Origin of the sequence: Aeromonas sp. ASNIH5, assembly GCF_002902865.1 — a bacterium.
Lineage (GTDB): Bacteria > Pseudomonadota > Gammaproteobacteria > Enterobacterales > Aeromonadaceae > Aeromonas > Aeromonas caviae.
The window spans coordinates 167,123-184,603 of record NZ_CP026122.1 but is presented as its reverse complement, the minus strand read 5'-3'; the positions used below and the strand labels follow the sequence as shown (position 1 = coordinate 184,603).

General features: G+C 63.1%; 16 protein-coding genes. 5 read left to right on the top strand and 11 right to left on the bottom strand.

Annotated elements, in window-relative coordinates; all coding sequences use genetic code 11:
* Nucleotides 1-100: 100 nt before the first annotated feature.
* Nucleotides 101-445, top strand: a complete 345-nt coding sequence (locus tag C2U30_RS00795; protein WP_039038798.1) for a TusE/DsrC/DsvC family sulfur relay protein — start codon at nt 101-103, stop codon at nt 443-445.
* A gap of 105 nt (nt 446-550) precedes the next feature.
* Here the strand turns inward: C2U30_RS00795 and dedD are convergent, their stop codons facing one another.
* The 7 genes from dedD to C2U30_RS00760 form a co-directional block, all read right to left on the bottom strand.
* Nucleotides 551-1,357 carry a cell division protein DedD gene (gene dedD / locus C2U30_RS00790; protein ID WP_103242954.1) on the bottom strand — a complete coding sequence of 269 codons (807 nt, stop codon included), beginning with the start codon at nt 1,355-1,357 and terminating at the stop codon, nt 551-553.
* 179 nt (nt 1,358-1,536) lie between these two features.
* The gene (gene folC, locus C2U30_RS00785) at nt 1,537-2,796 is read right to left on the bottom strand and encodes a bifunctional tetrahydrofolate synthase/dihydrofolate synthase (RefSeq protein ID WP_199767319.1); all 1,260 of its coding nucleotides are present in this window, start codon (nt 2,794-2,796) and stop codon (nt 1,537-1,539) included.
* A 2-nt stretch (nt 2,797-2,798) separates the two neighbouring features.
* Entirely contained in the window at nt 2,799-3,662 is an 864-nt protein-coding gene (gene accD / locus C2U30_RS00780) for an acetyl-CoA carboxylase, carboxyltransferase subunit beta (protein WP_010675139.1), read from the bottom strand.
* A gap of 119 nt (nt 3,663-3,781) precedes the next feature.
* Nucleotides 3,782-4,591 (bottom strand): tRNA pseudouridine(38-40) synthase TruA, encoded by an 810-nt coding sequence (truA, locus tag C2U30_RS00775; RefSeq protein WP_103242952.1) that lies wholly within the window; start codon nt 4,589-4,591, stop codon nt 3,782-3,784.
* Nucleotides 4,592-4,757: 166 nt separating this feature from the next.
* Nucleotides 4,758-6,884, bottom strand: a complete 2,127-nt coding sequence (locus C2U30_RS00770; protein WP_103242951.1) for a FimV/HubP family polar landmark protein — start codon at nt 6,882-6,884, stop codon at nt 4,758-4,760.
* 293 nt (nt 6,885-7,177) lie between these two features.
* Nucleotides 7,178-8,194: an aspartate-semialdehyde dehydrogenase gene (locus C2U30_RS00765; RefSeq protein WP_103242950.1), complete on the bottom strand. Its 1,017-nt coding sequence runs from the start codon at nt 8,192-8,194 to the stop codon at nt 7,178-7,180.
* A gap of 146 nt (nt 8,195-8,340) precedes the next feature.
* The gene (locus C2U30_RS00760) at nt 8,341-9,462 is read right to left on the bottom strand and encodes a 4-phosphoerythronate dehydrogenase (RefSeq protein ID WP_103242949.1); all 1,122 of its coding nucleotides are present in this window, start codon (nt 9,460-9,462) and stop codon (nt 8,341-8,343) included.
* Nucleotides 9,463-9,712: 250 nt separating this feature from the next.
* Here C2U30_RS00760 and C2U30_RS00755 point away from each other — a divergent pair, with 250 nt between their 5' ends.
* Nucleotides 9,713-10,435: a phosphatase PAP2 family protein gene (locus tag C2U30_RS00755; protein ID WP_029314731.1), complete on the top strand. Its 723-nt coding sequence runs from the start codon at nt 9,713-9,715 to the stop codon at nt 10,433-10,435.
* 53 nt (nt 10,436-10,488) lie between these two features.
* On the opposite strand, the gene C2U30_RS00750 is transcribed toward C2U30_RS00755, so the two are convergent.
* Complete coding sequence (locus C2U30_RS00750; RefSeq protein ID WP_010675145.1) at nt 10,489-11,310, bottom strand: MetQ/NlpA family ABC transporter substrate-binding protein; 822 nt, start codon at nt 11,308-11,310, stop codon at nt 10,489-10,491.
* A 364-nt stretch (nt 11,311-11,674) separates the two neighbouring features.
* Between C2U30_RS00750 and C2U30_RS00740 the strand changes: the two genes are divergently transcribed.
* Nucleotides 11,675-12,103: a VOC family protein gene (locus C2U30_RS00740; protein WP_233721026.1), complete on the top strand. Its 429-nt coding sequence runs from the start codon at nt 11,675-11,677 to the stop codon at nt 12,101-12,103.
* 14 nt (nt 12,104-12,117) lie between these two features.
* On the opposite strand, the gene C2U30_RS00735 is transcribed toward C2U30_RS00740, so the two are convergent.
* The gene (locus tag C2U30_RS00735; RefSeq protein ID WP_010675148.1) at nt 12,118-12,315 is read right to left on the bottom strand and encodes a hypothetical protein; all 198 of its coding nucleotides are present in this window, start codon (nt 12,313-12,315) and stop codon (nt 12,118-12,120) included.
* Nucleotides 12,316-12,535: 220 nt separating this feature from the next.
* Here C2U30_RS00735 and C2U30_RS00730 point away from each other — a divergent pair, with 220 nt between their 5' ends.
* Both C2U30_RS00730 and C2U30_RS00725 read left to right on the top strand, forming a co-directional pair.
* Nucleotides 12,536-13,075, top strand: coding sequence for a hydrolase (locus C2U30_RS00730; RefSeq protein ID WP_103242947.1), 540 nt, complete (start codon nt 12,536-12,538; stop codon nt 13,073-13,075).
* A 17-nt stretch (nt 13,076-13,092) separates the two neighbouring features.
* Nucleotides 13,093-13,272, top strand: a complete 180-nt coding sequence (locus C2U30_RS00725) for a hypothetical protein (protein ID WP_223918067.1) — start codon at nt 13,093-13,095, stop codon at nt 13,270-13,272.
* An 18-nt stretch (nt 13,273-13,290) separates the two neighbouring features.
* Here C2U30_RS00725 and modF read toward each other — a convergent pair whose 3' ends face one another.
* Entirely contained in the window at nt 13,291-14,745 is a 1,455-nt protein-coding gene (modF, locus tag C2U30_RS00720) for a molybdate ABC transporter ATP-binding protein ModF (protein WP_103242946.1), read from the bottom strand.
* A gap of 118 nt (nt 14,746-14,863) precedes the next feature.
* Nucleotides 14,864-17,236 (bottom strand): phosphoenolpyruvate synthase, encoded by a 2,373-nt coding sequence (ppsA, locus tag C2U30_RS00715; protein ID WP_039041363.1) that lies wholly within the window; start codon nt 17,234-17,236, stop codon nt 14,864-14,866.
* Between the last annotated feature and the right edge of the window lie 245 nt (nt 17,237-17,481).

The following is a 17,481-nucleotide window of genomic DNA, read 5'->3' as shown; positions in this document are numbered from 1 at the left end:
TCCCGCCCGAGGCAGGCGCCAAGCGCCGCCCCGGTTGCCGGACGGGACGCAAGGCGCTACCATGCCCGCCCCATTGAGATAGCCTTTTCGAGGAAGCGTCATGTCCGAGCCACATCATTTGCAGTTCAACGGCCAACTCATCGAGACCGATGCCCAGGGCTATCTGCGCCACAGCGAGCAATGGAGCGAGGCGCTGGCCCTGGTGCTGGCCGAGAAAGAGGGGATAGTGCTGGAGGATCCCCACTGGGAAGTGGTGCGTTTCGTGCGGGCCTTCTATCTGGAGTTCAACACCTCCCCCGCCATCCGCGCCCTGGTCAAGGCAATGGAAAAGCAGTACGGCCCGGAGAAGGGCAACAGCCGCTACCTCTACAAGTTGTTCCCGGAAGGCCCCGCCAAGCAGGCCACCAAGATCGCAGGCCTCCCCAAGCCGGTGAAGTGCATCTAGGCCTCCTCGGCAGCCCGATAGCCACACAGCCTCAACCGTGTTGGACACAAAAAAAGACCGCACCCATGTTGCCATGAGGCGCGGTCTTTTCATTTCATCGTCCTGTCAGGGGTTGTAGGCCACCACGGAGCCGCTCAAGCCCGTCATCTGGCTGATCCGGCTCTGCATGCCCTGCAACTTGGCCTTGGACACATCCGGTCCGATGAAGACCCGGTTGATCTGCCCCTGCACCGGGGTTCTCGGCGACGTCTGGGCCGAGTAGCCCGCCGCCCTCAGCTTGCTCACCAGAGCATTGACGCTGTCTGCATTCTTGAAGGCGCCGAGCTGCAGGATCCAGCTCCCCTGAGCCGGGGCTGCTGCTGCCGGTGCCGTAGTCGGCTGGGCCATCTTGCTCGCGATGAGATCATCCATGGTCTTGATCTGGCCCGCCTGTGGCTTGGCCTCCACCGGTTTTTGCACCTCTACCGGCTTGGTTGGCACCGGCTTGGGTTTGGGCTGCTCCACCGGTTTCTTGGCGATCACTTCCGGCTTGGGCTCGGGTTTGGGCTGGGGCTTGGGTTGCGCCACGGCCTGTACCGGCTGCTGCTGGGTGATGGGAGCCTGACTGGCTCCCGCTGGATTGGCTCCCCCCTGATTGGCCAGGGTCACGGTATCGCCAATCTCCTCTACCTGCCACTGGGTCGCGGCAGAGGCCTGCTGCTGACTCGCCAGATGCTCGGCCGACAGGGTGCTCGCCGCCGAGACCTGAAGCGCAGGTTTGGCGGGCTCGAGCTCCGGACGCAGGGGGATCTTGGCGAAGGCCTCGTCCTTCTGCTCCAGCTTGTTGCCGTCCATCAGGTCCGGCAGAAAGATGACCACCAGGGCGACCAGGATGACGGTCCCCACCAATCTGTTTTGAAACTTCGAAGCCAAGTTAATTTCCACCCATGTTACTTAGGATCCATTGCAATCTTGCACACTTCGCAAAGAACGCCTCCCCTCACGCCGGCTGGCGAAGCCGGGTCCCTCGCCACCCACTTGGCCTGAAAGGGGATTATCCAGTGCAAAACCCGGCCCGTCGTCACGATGACGGAGCCAGGGGAGCGAACGGCTCAGACCGAGCCCAGAGCCAGCACGTCGGCGACAGTGTAAAACGAGCCGAACACAATGACCATATCGTCAGGACTCGATGCGGCCAAGGCGGCGCCGTAGGCATCCCCCACGCTGGCAAAGGTGAGCGCCGCGCCCCGGCCGCTGCCAAGGGCCGTCGCCAACTGGTCGGCCGTGGCCGCGCGCGGGCCGTGGAGGCTTGCCAGGAACCACTCGTCAATCAGACCGTCAAGCTCGGCCAGCGACCCCGCCATGTCCTTGTCCTTGAGCATGCCAACCACGGCGCGGCGCTTGCCCTTGCCGGGGAGCTGGCGCAACTGGCTGGCGAGATAGGCGGCAGAGTGGGGATTGTGGGCCACGTCGACGATGACCAGCGGCGAGGTTTGCAACTGCTGCATCCGGCCAGCAAGGCGGGCATTGGCCAGGCCGTCGCGGATGGCGGACTCCGCCAATGGCAGACCGAGGGACTCCAGCGCCGCCAGCACGGTGACCGCATTCATCAGCGGCAGGGCCGGTTTGGGCAATCCCGACCAGTGGTGCAGGCCGTGATAATCCCAGTCACCTTCATGCTCGTCACCACGAAAATCGATGCCGACCTGACGCAGGCAGGCGCCGAGGCGCGCCGCTTCGCTTGCAATGGTCGACGGCGGATTGGGCTCCCCGCTGATGGCGGGTTTACCTTTGCGATAGACGCCAGCCTTCTCCACTGCCACCGCCTCCCGGGTATCCCCGAGCCAGTCGCAGTGATCCAGGGCAATGGAGGTGATCAGGGCGACGTCCGATTCCACCACATTGGTGGCGTCGAGCCGCCCCCCCAGCCCCACTTCCAGCAAGAGCACATCGGGCGCGGCGCGACGAAACAGCCACAGACCCGCCAGGGTGGCGAACTCGAAGAAGGTGAGGGCGATGTCGCCCCGGGCGGCTTCCACCTCGGCAAAGGCCGCGCAGTGATCGCCATCGGCCAGCTCCTGGCCATTGACGCGCACCCGTTCGGTAAAGCGCAGCAGATGGGGGGAGGAGTAGACACCGACCCGGTAGCCGGCGGCCATCAGGATGCTGGCCGCCATGGCGCAGGAGGAGCCCTTGCCGTTGGTGCCCGCCACCGTGATCACCTTGAACGGCAGTTCGGTGAGGCCCATGCGGCGGGCAACCGTGCCGACCCGCTCCAGCCCCATGTCGATGTTGGCCGGGTGGATCTGCTCCAAATAAGAAAGCCAGTCGACCAGCGACCGGCTTTGGGATTGTTGCATGTGTGAACTCATCTTCAGTCTTCGATGACCTGAGTGTTCATCAGCTTGGCCAGCAGACCGGCCAGACGGTTGCGCATTTCGCGCCTGTCGATGATGAGATCGATGGCACCCTTCTCCAGCAGGAACTCGGAGCGCTGGAAGCCTTCCGGCAGTTTCTCGCGCACGGTCTGCTCAATGACGCGGGGGCCGGCAAAGCCGATCAGCGCCTTGGGTTCGCCTACGTTGATGTCACCCAGCATGGCCAGACTCGCGGAGACGCCACCCATGGTGGGGTCGGTCAGCACGGAGATGAAGGGCAGGCCCGCCTTGGTGAGGCGATCTAGGGCCGCACTGGTCTTCGCCATCTGCATCAGGGAGAACAGGGCTTCCTGCATCCGCGCACCACCGGAGGTGGAGAAGCAGACCAGGCCGCGGCCTTCCTTGATGCTCTCCTCGACGGCGCGCACGAAGCGGGCACCGACCACGGAGGACATGGAGCCCCCGATGAAGGAGAACTCGAATGAACAGGCGACGACCGGTACCCCCTTGAGGGTCCCCTTCATCACCACCAGCGCATCCTTCTCGCCCGTCTCTTTCTGGGCGGCAGACAAACGATCCTTGTAGCGCTTGGAATCCTTGAATTTCAGGATGTCTTGCGGCTCCAGCTCGGCCGCGACTTCGCTGCGTCCCTCGGCGTCGAGGAAGCTCTCGAGACGGGCACGTGCGCTGATGCGCATATGATGGTCACACTTGGGGCACACTTCGAGATTGCGCTCCAGCTCTGCCCGGTAGAGCACCTGTTCGCAAGCAGTACACTTGGTCCACACCCCTTCCGGAATGTTGTGACGACGCGGTGTGGTGATCTTGCTCTTGGGAAGGATCTTCTCAAGCCAGCTCATGGAATTCCTTAATGCATTTGTGCCTGACAAAACACATCGAGCCTTGATTGTTCAATGACTTAACGGCTCGATGGCAATAAACGACGGATCATTAAACCACAAATTTTCGGGCCCAGTTACTAAAAACTGGTCGTACCCGGTGCCGAGTCCGGCAGCCACAGCGGGCCGAGGGGCGGCCGGGGCAACCCGAATTCGGCCGGGTAATCCACATCCACCAGATAGAGGCCGCCCGCCTTGGCGGTCGGGCCCGCCAGGTTGCGATCCTTCGCCGCCAGCACCTCGGCAATCCACTCCACCGGTTGAAGCCCCTGCCCCACCAGCAGCAGGGAGCCGGTGATGTTGCGCACCATGTGATGCAGGAAGGCGTTGGCCTTGATGTCGAGCACGATGTAGGGGCCGGAACGGCTGACACACAGGTGGGTCACATTGCGCCAGGGGGTGTTGGACTGACAGGCGACAGCCCGGAAGGTGCTGAAGTCATGCTCCCCCAGCAGGCTCTGGCCGGCCTTATGCATCAGCGTCGCATCGATGGCTTCGTGGTAGTGGCTGACGCCTTGGCCCAGGATCGCCGGGCGGTAGTTGTGGTTGTAGATGACGTAACGGTAGCGACGGGCGGTGGCGCTGAAGCGGGCATGGAAATGCTCGTCCACCTCCCTGACCCAGCGCACGGCGATGTCAGGGGGCAGGTTGGAGTTGAGCCCCAGGGTCCAGGCGCCTTCTGCGCGGTTCGACTCGGTATCGAAGTGGATCACCTGGCCGGTGGCATGCACCCCCGCATCGGTGCGACCGGCACACTGGATGGAGACGGGGTGGTTGGCGATGCGGCTGAGGGCTTTTTCCAGCTCCTCCTGAACGCTGATCACTTCGCGCTGGCGCTGCCAGCCGAAGTACCGGCTGCCGTCATATTCAATACCAAGGGCAATTCGCATGGGTAACGGTGTCTTCTGATGAAAGGATGCAGTGAAAGAAACGGGGCGGATTATACGCGCTCAGGCTCAAAAGTCCCAGACCGGGCGAGGCCGCGGTGCGGGGCCCCCAAAGAGAGAGGGCAGCCCGCGGGCTGCCCTCTCTGGTGCATGGATGACAAGGGCCTGCCTAGCCCAGGCGCTTGAGCAGCTTCTGCGCCTCGCTGCGCTGGTGCTCGCTGCCCTGGGCCACCGCCTCTTCCAGCAGCTCGCGGGCGCTCTCCTTGTCGTCGATCTCGAGGTAGGCCCGGGCCAGATCCAGCTTGGCCCCCACCCCGCCGTCATCGGCATCCACATCAAAGCCGTTGGACTCCGGCAGCACCTCGGGGAAACCGTCCAGCCCCACATCCAGGGAGAAGCCCTGATAGGGTTCCTGCTCCGTGCTGCTGGCATCGGCATCGGCCAGCAGCTTGTCGATTTCAACAAAGTCGCTGTCTTGCACCTGTTCGCGGGGTTTCACCTCCCCCTGATGGGACTCCACCTCGGCGAAGGCATCCTCGAAGTCCGCCAGGGCCAGCTCGCTGGGATCCCACTCGGACGCCGTCGGCTTGGTGGGCTCCAGCCCGAGCTCGGCCAGCATGTCGTCCACATCGTCCTTGCCAAACCCCGTCTCGTCGATGTGCGGCGCCTTGGCGGCAAGCTCATCGTCGGTCGGCTCGCCAAACCTGGTCTCTAGATCGCTCAGATCGAAGTTAGCCAGTGTCTCGTCACGCTGGCTGCGGCTCTCCTCCTGGGCCTGGGCCAGATCCGCTTCCAGATCCGCGTCCAGCTCGGCAAACAGGGCGGCCTGCAGCTCCTCCTCGGTCATGATCTCGTCATGACCACGAGCAGAGGAGCTGGGCTCGTCGGAGAGATCGAGTTCCGGCACCACGGGCAGATCGAAGTCCCCCTCGTGGGCCAGATCCAGCTCGGGCACCAGATCCGGATCCCGGTTCGCCGTCGTCACCGCAGGCTCCACATCAAAAGCGGAGAGCGCCGTCTCGTCATCCCGGAAGATGACATCGGCGGCGGCACTGGCGCCATCTTGCTTCCTGCTCACTTCCGGCTCGTTCAGATCCGGCATGCCATGGAGGGGCTCGTCATCCGCGATGCCCACCGTCATCAACTGATCAAACTCGCTGTTCTCGTCTCCCATGACCATGGAGGTCGACTCGGAGAGACTCTTCTCCTGCTCTTCCAGCTCGCGGCGGGCACGAGCACGCAGCCAGAGCGTGACCAGGGCAAGCACCAGGAGCACCGGCAGCAGGATGATCATGGCGAGATTGAGCGGCGAAGAGAGCAGCTCCATCAGCCAGCTCTGTTTGGGCACCGGCGCCACCACGGGAGGCGTCGGATTGGCCTTGAGTTCCGCCACCTCTTTTTGCAGGGCGGTCTGATCCTGCAACTGGGCCTTGAGGGTCTCCACCTCTTCGGTCAGGGCTTGCAGACGCAGCTTGAGCCTGTGGTTCATCTCGGTGACCTGGCCGAGCTGGGCGTTGGCATCTTCCAGGGCCAGCGCCATCTCGGTGGAAGGTTTGCCCACCGCAGTGGCGGGCAGGGGCGCCGGCGCCGTGCTGGCGGCGCTGCTCGCAGCACCGCTCACCACCACGGGGGTGGAGACAGCCGCCTTGGCGGTCTCCTTCACCTCGGGGGCAGGAGCCGTCGCCTTGGGTGCCGCCGGGATCGGCGCCGCCTTGGGCGGTGTATTCTTGGCCACCACAGCCGGCTTGGCCGGAGCAGGCTTGCTCGCCACCGGCTGGGCGACGTGGGATTGCTTGTTGGCCAGGTATTTGGGGCTCAGCCCCTTCCAGCTCGCGTTGTCGCTGTTGAAGCGACGGCGTGCTTCGGCATCCGTGATGCGCCCCGCCTCTGCGGCGGTGGGCAGCAGGATGTGGGAACCCACCAGAATATGGTTGATGTTGCCGTCTGCGAAGCTTCGGGGGTTCTTGTCATAGATGGCCACCATGGTCTGGTAGACGCTTACCCGGTTGGAAGGGCGATGCTTGCTCGCCAGACTCCAGAGGGTATCGGTGGGACGCACGGGACCATAACTGCCAGCCGACGCAGCAGGCACCTGACGCACGATGGGCTCGGCTCTGGGCAGGGTGACGGGCGCCACGGGCTGGGCCCGGGGCTCTGGTTGCACCGCGGGGGGCGGTGAGCCATCCGGTCCCTTGAGTTCGACAAAGAAGGGTTCTCGCGCCCCCTCTTCGGCCTGAACCGTGCCCAGAAGCCCCAATGCGAGTAGCGTTGCCAGCGTTATGCGGGAATGTCCCATATTCGTTCCTTCGTATGACGGCCCTATCACATTGAAAAATCTGGATAGTTACCCCAAAACAATCGGCTCAATATAAATCAGGCGCCGGTCTCAAGCCAGCGATCCGACATATTTCGCGCCCGGCGGCGACCAGAAAGCAGCCCCAGACGCGAACCAGAGTGTAGAAAAAAACCTAGTCCACTGATATCACACGGTATTCCAAAAACCGGAGAGTGGGTTCCCGGTCACATCCCGGGGCCAGGGCGCCCACATCAAGGCGGGGTTCCCTCCCCGCCCGGGGCCGACATCCGGCCTCAGAGGTAGTCGCGTACCAGCAGTTCGGCAATCTGCACGCTGTTGGTTGCCGCGCCCTTACGAACGTTATCGGCCACGATCCACATATTGATACCACTCGGATGAGAAATATCCTGGCGTACCCGCCCGACCATCACATCATCCTGACCGGTGGCATCGCGCACCGGGGTCGGGTAGTCCCCTTCATCATCAAACAGGGTGACGCCCGGGGCATTGCGCAACAGATCCTTGACCTGCTCGGCGTCCAGCGGCTGGTGCAGCTCCACATGGACCGCCTCGGCGTGACCATAGAAGACCGGTACCCGCACGCAGGTAGGGTTCACGGCGATGCTGGCATCCCCCAGAATTTTCTGGGTCTCCCACACCATCTTCATCTCTTCCCGGGTGTAGCCGTTGTCGGTGAAGGCATCGATCTGCGGGATCAGGTTGAAGGCGATCTGCTGCGGATAGAGGGTCGGCTCCACCGGACGGCCGTTGAGCAGGTGGGCGGTCTGGCCCGCCAGCTCGCTCACCCCTTCCTTGCCGGAGCCGGAAACGGATTGGTAGGTCGCCACGTTGATGCGACTGATGCCTACCTCGTCATGCAGGGGCTTGAGGGCCACCAGCATCTGGATGGTGGAGCAGTTGGGGTTGGCGATGATGTTGCGGTTGCGAAAATCGGCCAGCGCGTCCGGGTTCACTTCCGGAATGACCAGGGGAATGTCCTCTTCGTAGCGGAAGCAGGAGGTGTTGTCGATGACGATGCAGCCGTGCTCGGCGGCGATGGGCGCCCATTTGGCCGAGACCTCGGCACCGGCGGAGAAGAGTGCAATCTCCACCTGGCTCCAGTCAAAGGCCTCCACGTCAAGGATGTCGACGTTCTTGCCGCCAAAACGCACCGTGTCCCCAGCGCTGCGACTGGAGGCGAGCGGATAGAGGGTCGCTACCGGGAAGGCGCGCTCCTCCAGGATCTCGATCATGGCCTGACCCACGGCGCCGCTGGCACCCAATACCGCTACGTTGAATTGCTGACTCACTGATCTGTTCTCCTGTGATGCGGCCCGTCGGGGCCGGGCATGAGGGCCCCGGCTGGCACGCGTATCGGTTTGATGACAGGCCCGCCTGATGCCGGGCCGGGGGGAGGCGCCGCCTGGGCAAGCCCCTCCCCTTGTTGAAATCGGGTTTATTGCCCCGAGACGGCAAAGCCCAGTCGGGCCAGTCTGTCGTCGGCGAAGGGCCCTTTCAGTTGCAAGGCGCCAAGTTCGCGCCGCTCGGGGTAGCGCTTGCGCTGCTCATCGAAGCTGCCAGGCAGCCCGATCCGGTTGCGAAAACGGGCGTCGTCCCGGCGCACGTCATAAACAAGGTGGACAAGCTGCTTGATGAGCGCCTGATCCGCCGGCTGCCCCGGCGTCAGCTCGCGCACCTCTGGGGCAGGCAGCAGGGATTGCAGATCCTGGCGCGGGGTGCGCCCCAGTTGCCGGCACAGCGCCTCATAGAGCATCCAGGTGCCACGGGCCTTGCCTTCCAGGCTGTAACCGGCGATATGCGGGGTGGCCAGCTCGGTATGGGGCACCAGTTCATTGAGGGGCTCCGGCTCTCCTTCCCATACGTCCATCACCAGTCGCAGGGGATGGGGTCCCTGCTGGCGGACAAGCAGGGCACGGTTGTCCCACACCTCGCCGCGGGAGGCGTTGATGAGGATCTGCCCGGCCGGACGCTCGGCGATCTCCTCGGCTCCCAGCAGGTGGAAGGTGGCCTCATCCCCTTCACGAAGATAGGGGACATGGAAGCTGACGATGTCGGCATCCAGGGCAGTGCGGTAATCCACGAAGTCGCCAGCGGCGCCGCTACGGGCCAGGGGCGGGTCGCAGCGCAGCACCTTCATCCCGAGCGCCTCGGCCTTGCCGGCCACGCTCTCGCCGGTGTTGCCGGCACCGATGACGGCGAGGCTCATCTCGCTCAAGGTCAGCTCATGGCGTTCAGCCAGAACCAGCAGGGCGGAGAGCACGTAGTCCCCCACCGACACCTTGTTGCAGCCGGGGGCGCTGAAGAAGGGGATGCCCCGCGCCGCCAGCAGCCCCTGATCGATGTGATCCGTGCCGATGGTGGCCGTGCCGACAAACCCCAGCCTGGGGCAACTCGCCAGGAGCGCTTCGTTGACCCGGGTCACGGAGCGCACCAGCAGCACATCCGCCTCTTGCAGATCCGCGGCCCTTATTTCTCGTCCCGGCAGGGGAACCACTTCACCAAATTCCGCAAACAGCTCCACCGCATGGGGCATATTTTCATCAACGACGATCTTCATCGGCACGCATCTCGTCCACAAGGGCCACAGGCGCGCCATTCTAGCCCAAACGCGACGGATTTTCAGAGGCTTGTTGGCAGACCGCTCTGCGGCCATCTTTCCGCCTTCCGGCCTCAGGTGCGGGCACGATGCCCGGCAGCATCATATGTAACAGCCTGTTGCCCTCGCCCCCTTCGCCTTGACCAGAGCAACCTGACTGGCACAATGACGCCTCTTTCTAGCCGCTCGCGCCACCGAACCGGACCCCTTGATGCCGACTCACTCCTCTTCGTTGCCACGCCGCAAGGTGCTTCATTTCAATGCCCTCCTGCTCCTCCCCCTGCTGCTGCTCGTCTGCCTGCCCTGGCAGCCGTTCATGACCCAGGCCCTGCAATCGGGCTGGCTATGGTGGCCCTACGCCCTCACCCGCATGGTGGACTTGCCGGGGCTGGTCTTCACCATCGCCGCCCTGCTGCTGCTCACAAGACACAAGCTGACGCTGGACGGTCGCGCTCTGCTGGCGCTGGCTGGCGCCCTCTTTGCCGTGCTGGCGAGCGACTGGGTCATCAAGAGCCTCATCAAGCTGCTGACCGAGGAGCCCAGGCCCTACCTCATCTGGCTGGAGAGCCAGGAGCTGATCCCCGCCATCCGCCAGTTCTATGGAGGAAGCCAGGCCCTTCGCAGTGAACAGGTCCACGCCGCGACCCAGTTGCTTGCGCTGCCCGCCTGGCTCGGCCAGCACTGGCAGGCAGAGGTCAACTATGCCTTTCCCTCCGGTCACAGCATCGCCGCCATGAGCCTCGCCCAGTTCTTCGGCCTGATCTGGCTGGCCCGGGCACCCGCCGGGGCCTGGCTGCTGCCGCTCTGGGCCATCGGGATCGGCCTCTCGCGCACCCTTATCGGCATGCACTGGCCCCTGGATGTGCTGGCAAGCGCCCTGCTTGGCAGCCTCACCGCCCTCCTGGCCGCCCGCTGGTGGTTGCGCCACTACTGACCTCCAATAAAAAACGGGCACCTGGGTGCCCGTTTTTATCGCTTGTACGCCACTCACCCCTTCTGCTGCCAGCCCTCGGGATACTTGTAGCCGACGAAGCGCTTGGCGGCATAAGCCTTGAATTCAGGGGAGTTGTAGGCGGCCGCCACATCCTTGGCGAACGGCTTGCCCGCATCGGCGCTCTTGACCACCACCCAGTTGATGAAGTCATAGCTGCGCTCGAGGAAGAGGCCGGAGCTGAACGGGATCCCGCTTGAGGCGGCAAAGTTGCCGTTGATGACGGAGAAGTCCACATCCTCACGGGAGCGCGGCAGCTGCGCCGCTTCCAGCAGCACCAGCTTGAGGTTGTGGGGGTTCTTCACCACATCGAACTCGCTCGCCTTGAGGGGATTGATCCCCTCCTTGAGGCTCAGCCAGCCCAGATCCTGCAACATCAGCAGTGCTCGCGCCTGGTTGGTGGGATCGTTCGGAATGGCGACCGTGCTTCCCTCTTTCACCGCCTTCAGATCCCCCAGCTTGCCGGCGTAGAGCCCCATGGGACCGGTCGGTACCTGGGTGATGGGCGCCAGAGAGAGACCCCGGTCTTTGGCGAAGCTCTCCAGATAGGGCTTGTGCTGGAAGCAGTTGACGTCAAGCGACCCGTCCGCCAGGGCGATATTGGGGGTCACGTAATCGGTGAACTCCACCAGTTTGACCTTGTAGCCCTTGGCTTCGAGCTGCGGCTTGATGGCGTCGGTGACCATGTCGGCAAAGTCGCCAACCGTGGTGCCGATGACGATCTCTTTCTTCGCCTCATCGATGGCAAAGGCGGACAGCGGCAGGCTGCTGGCGAGCAGCGCCAGGGCGGAAAGGGTGAAGAAGGAACGACGTTGCATAAAAACTCCCTGTCAACATGATCATCAAAACGGTGAGCGGTCGGGGGCGCGAACATGCAGTCAGCGCACAGCCACCTAGCCATCCAAACGGCTAACTGAGCACACCATAACAGAGCTCGTAGCCTTCGCCAAGCAACAAAACCGGGCAAGCTTGGCCAGCACGAAGCAAAGCGCATCCCGCAACTGGATGAAAAATCTTTGACGGAGCACGCAGTTATGCGCCTTGCCCTCTCCCTGCCTGGCGTCAAACTGGCTTATTGTGGTCATTCGATACCCATTTACACAAGTTCCAATGAGGGCCTGATGGGCTGCTCTACACCCAGGCAACACAAGGAGTCACCGTGTCGATCATGTTGAAATCAAGGTGGTGCGTTTTGACTCCTGTCAGCACTTCTACGCCACCGTGCTGGCTCCTCTTTTGATAGAACTCAAATGGTCTGATGAGACGGCGGCCGGTTTTGGCCTGATGGGCCGCGATCACGTGGGCTTCCTGATTGAGCGGGGGCAGCAGGGCGCCTCCTGCCATCTCGCATTCAGGGCCGACGACGCGACACAGGTGGATGCGTTCCATCACGCGGGGATCAAGGCAGGCTTTGCCTGCAATGGGTTGCCGGGACTGCGTCCCCACTATGCCCCCAATTACTACGCCGCCTTCCTGCGCGATCCCGATGGCAGCAACATCGAGGCGATGACCTACATTGAGTCCTCACACGCCGCAAACACATCGCAGCACTGTGCCACCCAGCAAAAGGCCCTGCATTCGGTGAATCCAGGGCCTGAGAAGTACACGTAGTGAGTCGGGTTAGATTATTTGACCGCCTTGCTGGCGTTCTCCAAGGCCTGCTTCTCGGCGGCGTTCATGATGGACGCCTGGCGGTTTTGCTCGGCCTGGTAGCAGGCGTCCTTGCTGATCCCTTGCGCCTGGCATTCCGCCATGCGTTGTGCCGGGCTGGCGCAACCGGCCAAAAGGCCAGCCAGGGAGACGAACAGGATTATCTTCTTCATGGTACTTCTCATCGTTAATGGAAAATCGTCCAACTACGCAGTAGCGGGTTGATGCGTCGCCCCTTGTCATGCACACCACAACTGAGAAAACGGGCTCCATGACGCGCATCCTAGTGCCCGCCACGCCGTCGGTCAGCTCACAATTTGTATCAAGATGTACGCGAGAATGGCTCCCAGGATGGCGCTGTATCTCATCCGCAACGGAGAAAGGAGACAAAAAATGCACAAACACCATCACCCAGGCCTGCTGGTGGTCGATATTCAGGGCAAACTGGCCCGCCTGGTCGAGGAGAGCGACGCCCTGATTGCCAATACCGCCAGGCTGGTGCAAGGGGCCAGGGTGCTGGGGCTGCCGGTTGTCTGGCTGGAGCAGAACCCGGACAAGCTCGGTGCCACCGTGCCCGAATTGCAATCGCTGCAGGCAGGCGATCTTGTGCTGCCCAAATACAGCTTCGGCGCCCTGGGGGAGCCCACTGTGGCGACCGCGCTGGCCGAAAGCGGGGTAGAGCATTGGCTGGTATGTGGCATCGAGACCCATATCTGCGTCTACCAGAGCGTGTTGGGACTTCTGGCCAGGGGCGCCCGGGTCTCGCTGGTGGTGGATGCGGTGTCGTCTCGCTGCGCTGCCAACCGGGATCTCGCCATCGGCCAGCTTGCGGCCAGGGGAGCTGCGCTGACGTCGGTGGAGATGTGTCTCTTTGATCTGATGGGGGATTGCCGCCATCCGGCATTTCGCCAGATCCTCTCCCTGGTGAAATGACCGCCATGATGGACAACATGGCGCCCTTTCTGTTCGCCCTCATCGCCTTCGGGGCGGCACTCATGGTGACGGTGACGGGGATGGCCGCCACCCGTCACTATCTGGCCTGGCTCTGGCTGGGGATCATGCTCTTCTTCGGGCTGTGGTGGACGCTGCTGGGGATGCCGCCGCTCCTCGCCGAACCGGCCCCTCTCTGACCATGCCGCCCGGGCGGCTCAGCTCCCCAGACGCTCCTGCAGATAGTCGTATCCTCCCTCCTCCCTTGGCACGAAGCTCAGCCTGTGGGTCAGACCGGGGGGCGCATCATCGGCATGATGGGAAACGAACAACAGCTGGGTTCCCTCGCCCACGAGGCGCGCTACCATCTCCCGCACCAGGTGACGGTTGAGGGGATCCAGTCCCTGCAGGGGTTCGTCCAGGATGAGCAGCGGCGGATGCTTGACCAGGGCACGGGCGATCAGCACCAGTCGCTGCTGACCGAAAGAGAGAGAGTGGAAAGGCTGCGCCCCCTGATCGGCCAGCCCCAGCAGGGCCAGCCACTGGTTGGCCAGCGCCAGCTGACGATCTCCCGGCCGGGTATAAAGCCCGATGGAGTCGTAGAAACCGGAGAGGATCACTGTCTGCACCGGGCAGCTGACACGATAGTCCAGATGCAGCGCCGGACTCACGAGCCCGATGTGGCGCTTGATCTCCCAGATGCTCTCGCCGCTGCCCCGCCGCCGTCCGAACAGATGGAGCTCATTGTTGTAACCTTGCGGGTGATCTCCGGTGATGAGGGAGAGCAGGGTCGACTTGCCAGCGCCATTCGGTCCCACCAGTTGCCAGTGCTCCCCCTCGTCAATGGTCCAGTCGAGCCCATCGATGATCACCTGATCCCCGTAAGCGATACGCATGGCTTTCATGACGACCCGAGGGCCGGGAGGCAGGGGCTCGGGGGTCGTCAGCGGTGGCGGCAAACGGGGGGATACCGTTTCGGCGCGTGCCAGCTGGGCAACCTCCTGGCTGCCGAGCACCGCCTCGCGCTCCCCCGCCAGCAGCAGACGACACTCGCCGAGCAGGCCGAGGTGAGTGGCAAAGGGGGGGATCTCGTCAAAACGGTTGACGATCACCACCAGGCGCAGCCCCTCTGACACCAGGTCGGCCAGCAACATCATCAAAGAAGCCCTGGCCCCCTGATCCAGACCATCGAAGGGTTCGTCCAACACCAGCAGTTCGGGTCGCCCCAGCAGGGCCCGGGCCAGCAGCAGCTTGCGCCCCTCCCCGCTCGAGAGGTAGCGATAGGGGCGCTCCCACAGGGATTCAATGCCAAAACGGGCCAGCAGCGCGCGGGCCTCATGCTCCTCGCCCCCTGCCTCCAGCATCAGGGTCGATACCCGATACCCCGCCTCCTCCTCTTCCCCCAGCATGTCGGTATTGCGCCGCTGCCAGTCCAGCTCCCCCAGCTGTTGCTGCGACTCGAACGAGAGTCGCTCGGCCCGGACTCGACCCGATACCGCTCCGGCACGCACGACCAGCTCGCCGCACAGGGCCGACGCCAGCGCCGTCTTGCCGCTGCCGTTGCTGCCGACGAAGGCCCAGCAGGCCTGCGGGGTGAGACAGAGTTCGGGAATAACCAGGGTGTGGTGGCCACGCAGGGCCAGGGTGGCGGATTGCCACTGCAATGAGGTCATGGGATCGTCCTGTGATGGGTGCGGAGCGCCTTGCGCATTCCCCTTGTAACAGAAAAAGGGGGGCGCAGACAAAAACGGCGCCATTGCGGCGCCGTGTCATCAAAAAGCGGGGACGGGTTTAGCCAGCCTTGTGCTGCTCGGCCAGATAGAGCCAGGTGTCGACCACGGTATCGGGGTTGAGCGACACGGAATCGATCCCCTGCTCGACCAGCCAGGCGGCGAAGTCCGGGTGATCGGACGGCCCCTGGCCGCAGATCCCCACGTACTTGCCCGCCTTGCGGGCGGCGGCGATGGCCATGGCCAGCAGTGCCTTGACCGCCTCGTTTCGCTCGTCGAACAGGTGGGCGATGAGCCCGGAGTCCCGATCCAGCCCAAGGGTCAACTGGGTCATGTCATTGGAGCCGATGGAGAAGCCGTCGAAGTGCTCGAGGAATTTGTCCGCCAGCAGCGCATTGGAAGGCAGCTCACACATCATGATGACTTTCAGGCCGCGCTCGCCACGGCGCAAGCCGTTCTCAGCCAGTATCTCCACCACCTGCTCCGCCTCACCCAGGGTACGCACGAAGGGGATCATCACCTCGACGTTGGTCAGCCCCATGACATCCCGCACCCGTTTCATTGCCTCGCACTCGAGGGCGAAGCAGGGGCGGAAGCTGTCGGCGATGTAGCGCGACGCACCACGGAAACCGATCATGGGATTCTCTTCATGGGGTTCGTAACCACGGCCCCCCACCAGGTTGGCGTACTCATTGGACTTGAAGTCCGACATCCGCACGATGACCCGCTCAGGCCAGAAGGCGGCCGCCAGGGTAGCGATCCCTTCCGTCAGCTTGGCTACGTAGAACTCCCTGGGGCTCTCGTAGCCCGCGATCATCCTGGTGATGGTGGCCTGGAGTTCCGGGGTCTGCTGATCGAACTCCAGCAGCGCCTTGGGGTGCACCCCGATCATGCGGTTGATGATGAACTCGAGGCGGGCCAGGCCCACGCCGGCATTCGGCAACTGGGCAAAATCGAAGGCGCGGTCCGGATTGCCGACGTTCATCATGATCTTGATGGGCAGGCGCGGCATGTTGCCCACCTCGGTCACCGCCACGTCAAAGTCGAGCTCGCCGTCATAAATGAAGCCGGTATCCCCTTCCGCACAGGAGACGGTGATGAGCTGACCATCCTGGATGTGGTCGGTGGCGTTGCCGCAACCCACCACTGCCGGAATGCCGAGCTCCCGGGCGATGATGGCGGCGTGACAGGTGCGTCCACCCCGGTTGGTGACGATGGCGGAAGCGCGCTTCATGATGGGCTCCCAGTCCGGGTCGGTCATGTCGGTGACCAGCACATCGCCGGGCTGCACTTCATCCATCTGGCTGATGGAGGAGATGACACGGGCCGGACCCGCGCCAATCTTGTGGCCGATGGCACGCCCCTCGATCAGCACCTTGCCGGTTTGCTTGAGGGCAAAGCGCTCGAGGGTATTGGCTTCCTGGCGGCTACGCACGGTTTCCGGACGGGCCTGAACGATGTAGAGCTTGCCATCCTGACCATCCTTGGCCCACTCGATGTCCATCGGGCGGCCGTAGTGCTGCTCGATGATGAGAGCCTGCTTTGCCAGGGCCATCACTTCCTCGTCCGTGATGCAGAAGCGGTTGCGCTCGGCATCGGTGGTGTCGACCACCTTCACCTGACGGCCATGACCGGCATCCCCGGAGTAGGTCATCTTGATGAGCTTGGAGCCCAGCGTCTTGCGCACCACGGCAGGGCGCCCGGCCTTGAGGGTCGGCTTGTGCACATAGAACTCGTCCGGGTTGACGGCCCCCTGCACCACCATCTCGCCCAAACCCTGGGCGCCGGTGATGAAGACCACGTCGTTGAAGCCGGATTCGGTGTCCAGAGTAAACATGACGCCTGAGGCAGCGAGATCCGAGCGCACCATGCGCTGCACCCCGGCGGAGAGAGCGACCCCCTTGTGGTCATAGCCCTGATGGACCCGGTAGGAGATGGCGCGATCGTTGAACAGAGAGGCAAACACATGCTTGATGGCAGTCATGACGGCATCGATACCGCGCACGTTGAGGAAGGTCTCCTGCTGACCGGCAAACGACGCATCCGGCATGTCTTCCGCAGTGGCGGAGGAGCGCACGGCAAAGGATGCCTCGAGCCCCGCGCTCAGCTTGTCATAGGCCTCGCGCACCGCCTGCTCCAGAGCGGGCTGGAAGGGCGCTTCCACCACCCAGTCGCGGATCTGCTGACCGGCCCGGTTGAGGGCGGCGATGTCATCCACATCCAGACTGTCGAGCAGGTCATGGATCTTGCCGTTGAGGCCGCTTAACTCCAGAAACTCGTTAAACGCAAAGGCCGTGGTCGCAAACCCGCCCGGCACGGACACGCCGACCCCCGAGAGGTTGCTGATCATCTCGCCAAGGGATGCATTCTTGCCGCCGACGCGTTCAACGTCCTGCATACCGAGCTGTTCGTACCAGAGTACGTACTGTTGCATTTGCATGTCTCCAGGTTGGGGGGCCAGGGTGACAATTCACCTGCTGTGCCAAGTCGTGTGTTTTTGTTAGTGTCTGTTGCCAACGACCATGAAAACGTTTTCTATTTATTGTCAAAAAAATCCCCGAGCAAGAGTTGGGGATGGTCGTTTGACACAGGCATTCTACAATAGCGACACAAAAAGGTAACGACTCAGGTTTGCAAGCGAGTTCACAACTTGGGCATGGCAGATCTGTTGACAAAAAC

Bases quoted from the DNA above. Each gene is read 5' to 3' on its own strand.
- C2U30_RS00755 (WP_029314731.1), top strand. From the start codon at position 9,713: ATGCCGACTCACTCCTCTTCGTTGCCACGCCGCAAGGTGCTTCATTTC.
- ppsA (WP_039041363.1), bottom strand. From the start codon at position 17,236: ATGCAACAGTACGTACTCTGGTACGAACAGCTCGGTATGCAGGACGTT.
- folC (WP_199767319.1), bottom strand. From the start codon at position 2,796: ATGAGTTCACACATGCAACAATCCCAAAGCCGGTCGCTGGTCGACTGG.
- C2U30_RS00725 (WP_223918067.1), top strand. From the start codon at position 13,093: ATGGCGCCCTTTCTGTTCGCCCTCATCGCCTTCGGGGCGGCACTCATG.
- C2U30_RS00760 (WP_103242949.1), bottom strand. From the start codon at position 9,462: ATGAAGATCGTCGTTGATGAAAATATGCCCCATGCGGTGGAGCTGTTT.
- C2U30_RS00735 (WP_010675148.1), bottom strand. From the start codon at position 12,315: ATGAAGAAGATAATCCTGTTCGTCTCCCTGGCTGGCCTTTTGGCCGGT.
- C2U30_RS00750 (WP_010675145.1), bottom strand. From the start codon at position 11,310: ATGCAACGTCGTTCCTTCTTCACCCTTTCCGCCCTGGCGCTGCTCGCC.
- C2U30_RS00770 (WP_103242951.1), bottom strand. From the start codon at position 6,884: ATGGGACATTCCCGCATAACGCTGGCAACGCTACTCGCATTGGGGCTT.
- C2U30_RS00730 (WP_103242947.1), top strand. From the start codon at position 12,536: ATGCACAAACACCATCACCCAGGCCTGCTGGTGGTCGATATTCAGGGC.
- accD (WP_010675139.1), bottom strand. From the start codon at position 3,662: ATGAGCTGGCTTGAGAAGATCCTTCCCAAGAGCAAGATCACCACACCG.
- truA (WP_103242952.1), bottom strand. From the start codon at position 4,591: ATGCGAATTGCCCTTGGTATTGAATATGACGGCAGCCGGTACTTCGGC.
- C2U30_RS00795 (WP_039038798.1), top strand. From the start codon at position 101: ATGTCCGAGCCACATCATTTGCAGTTCAACGGCCAACTCATCGAGACC.
- modF (WP_103242946.1), bottom strand. From the start codon at position 14,745: ATGACCTCATTGCAGTGGCAATCCGCCACCCTGGCCCTGCGTGGCCAC.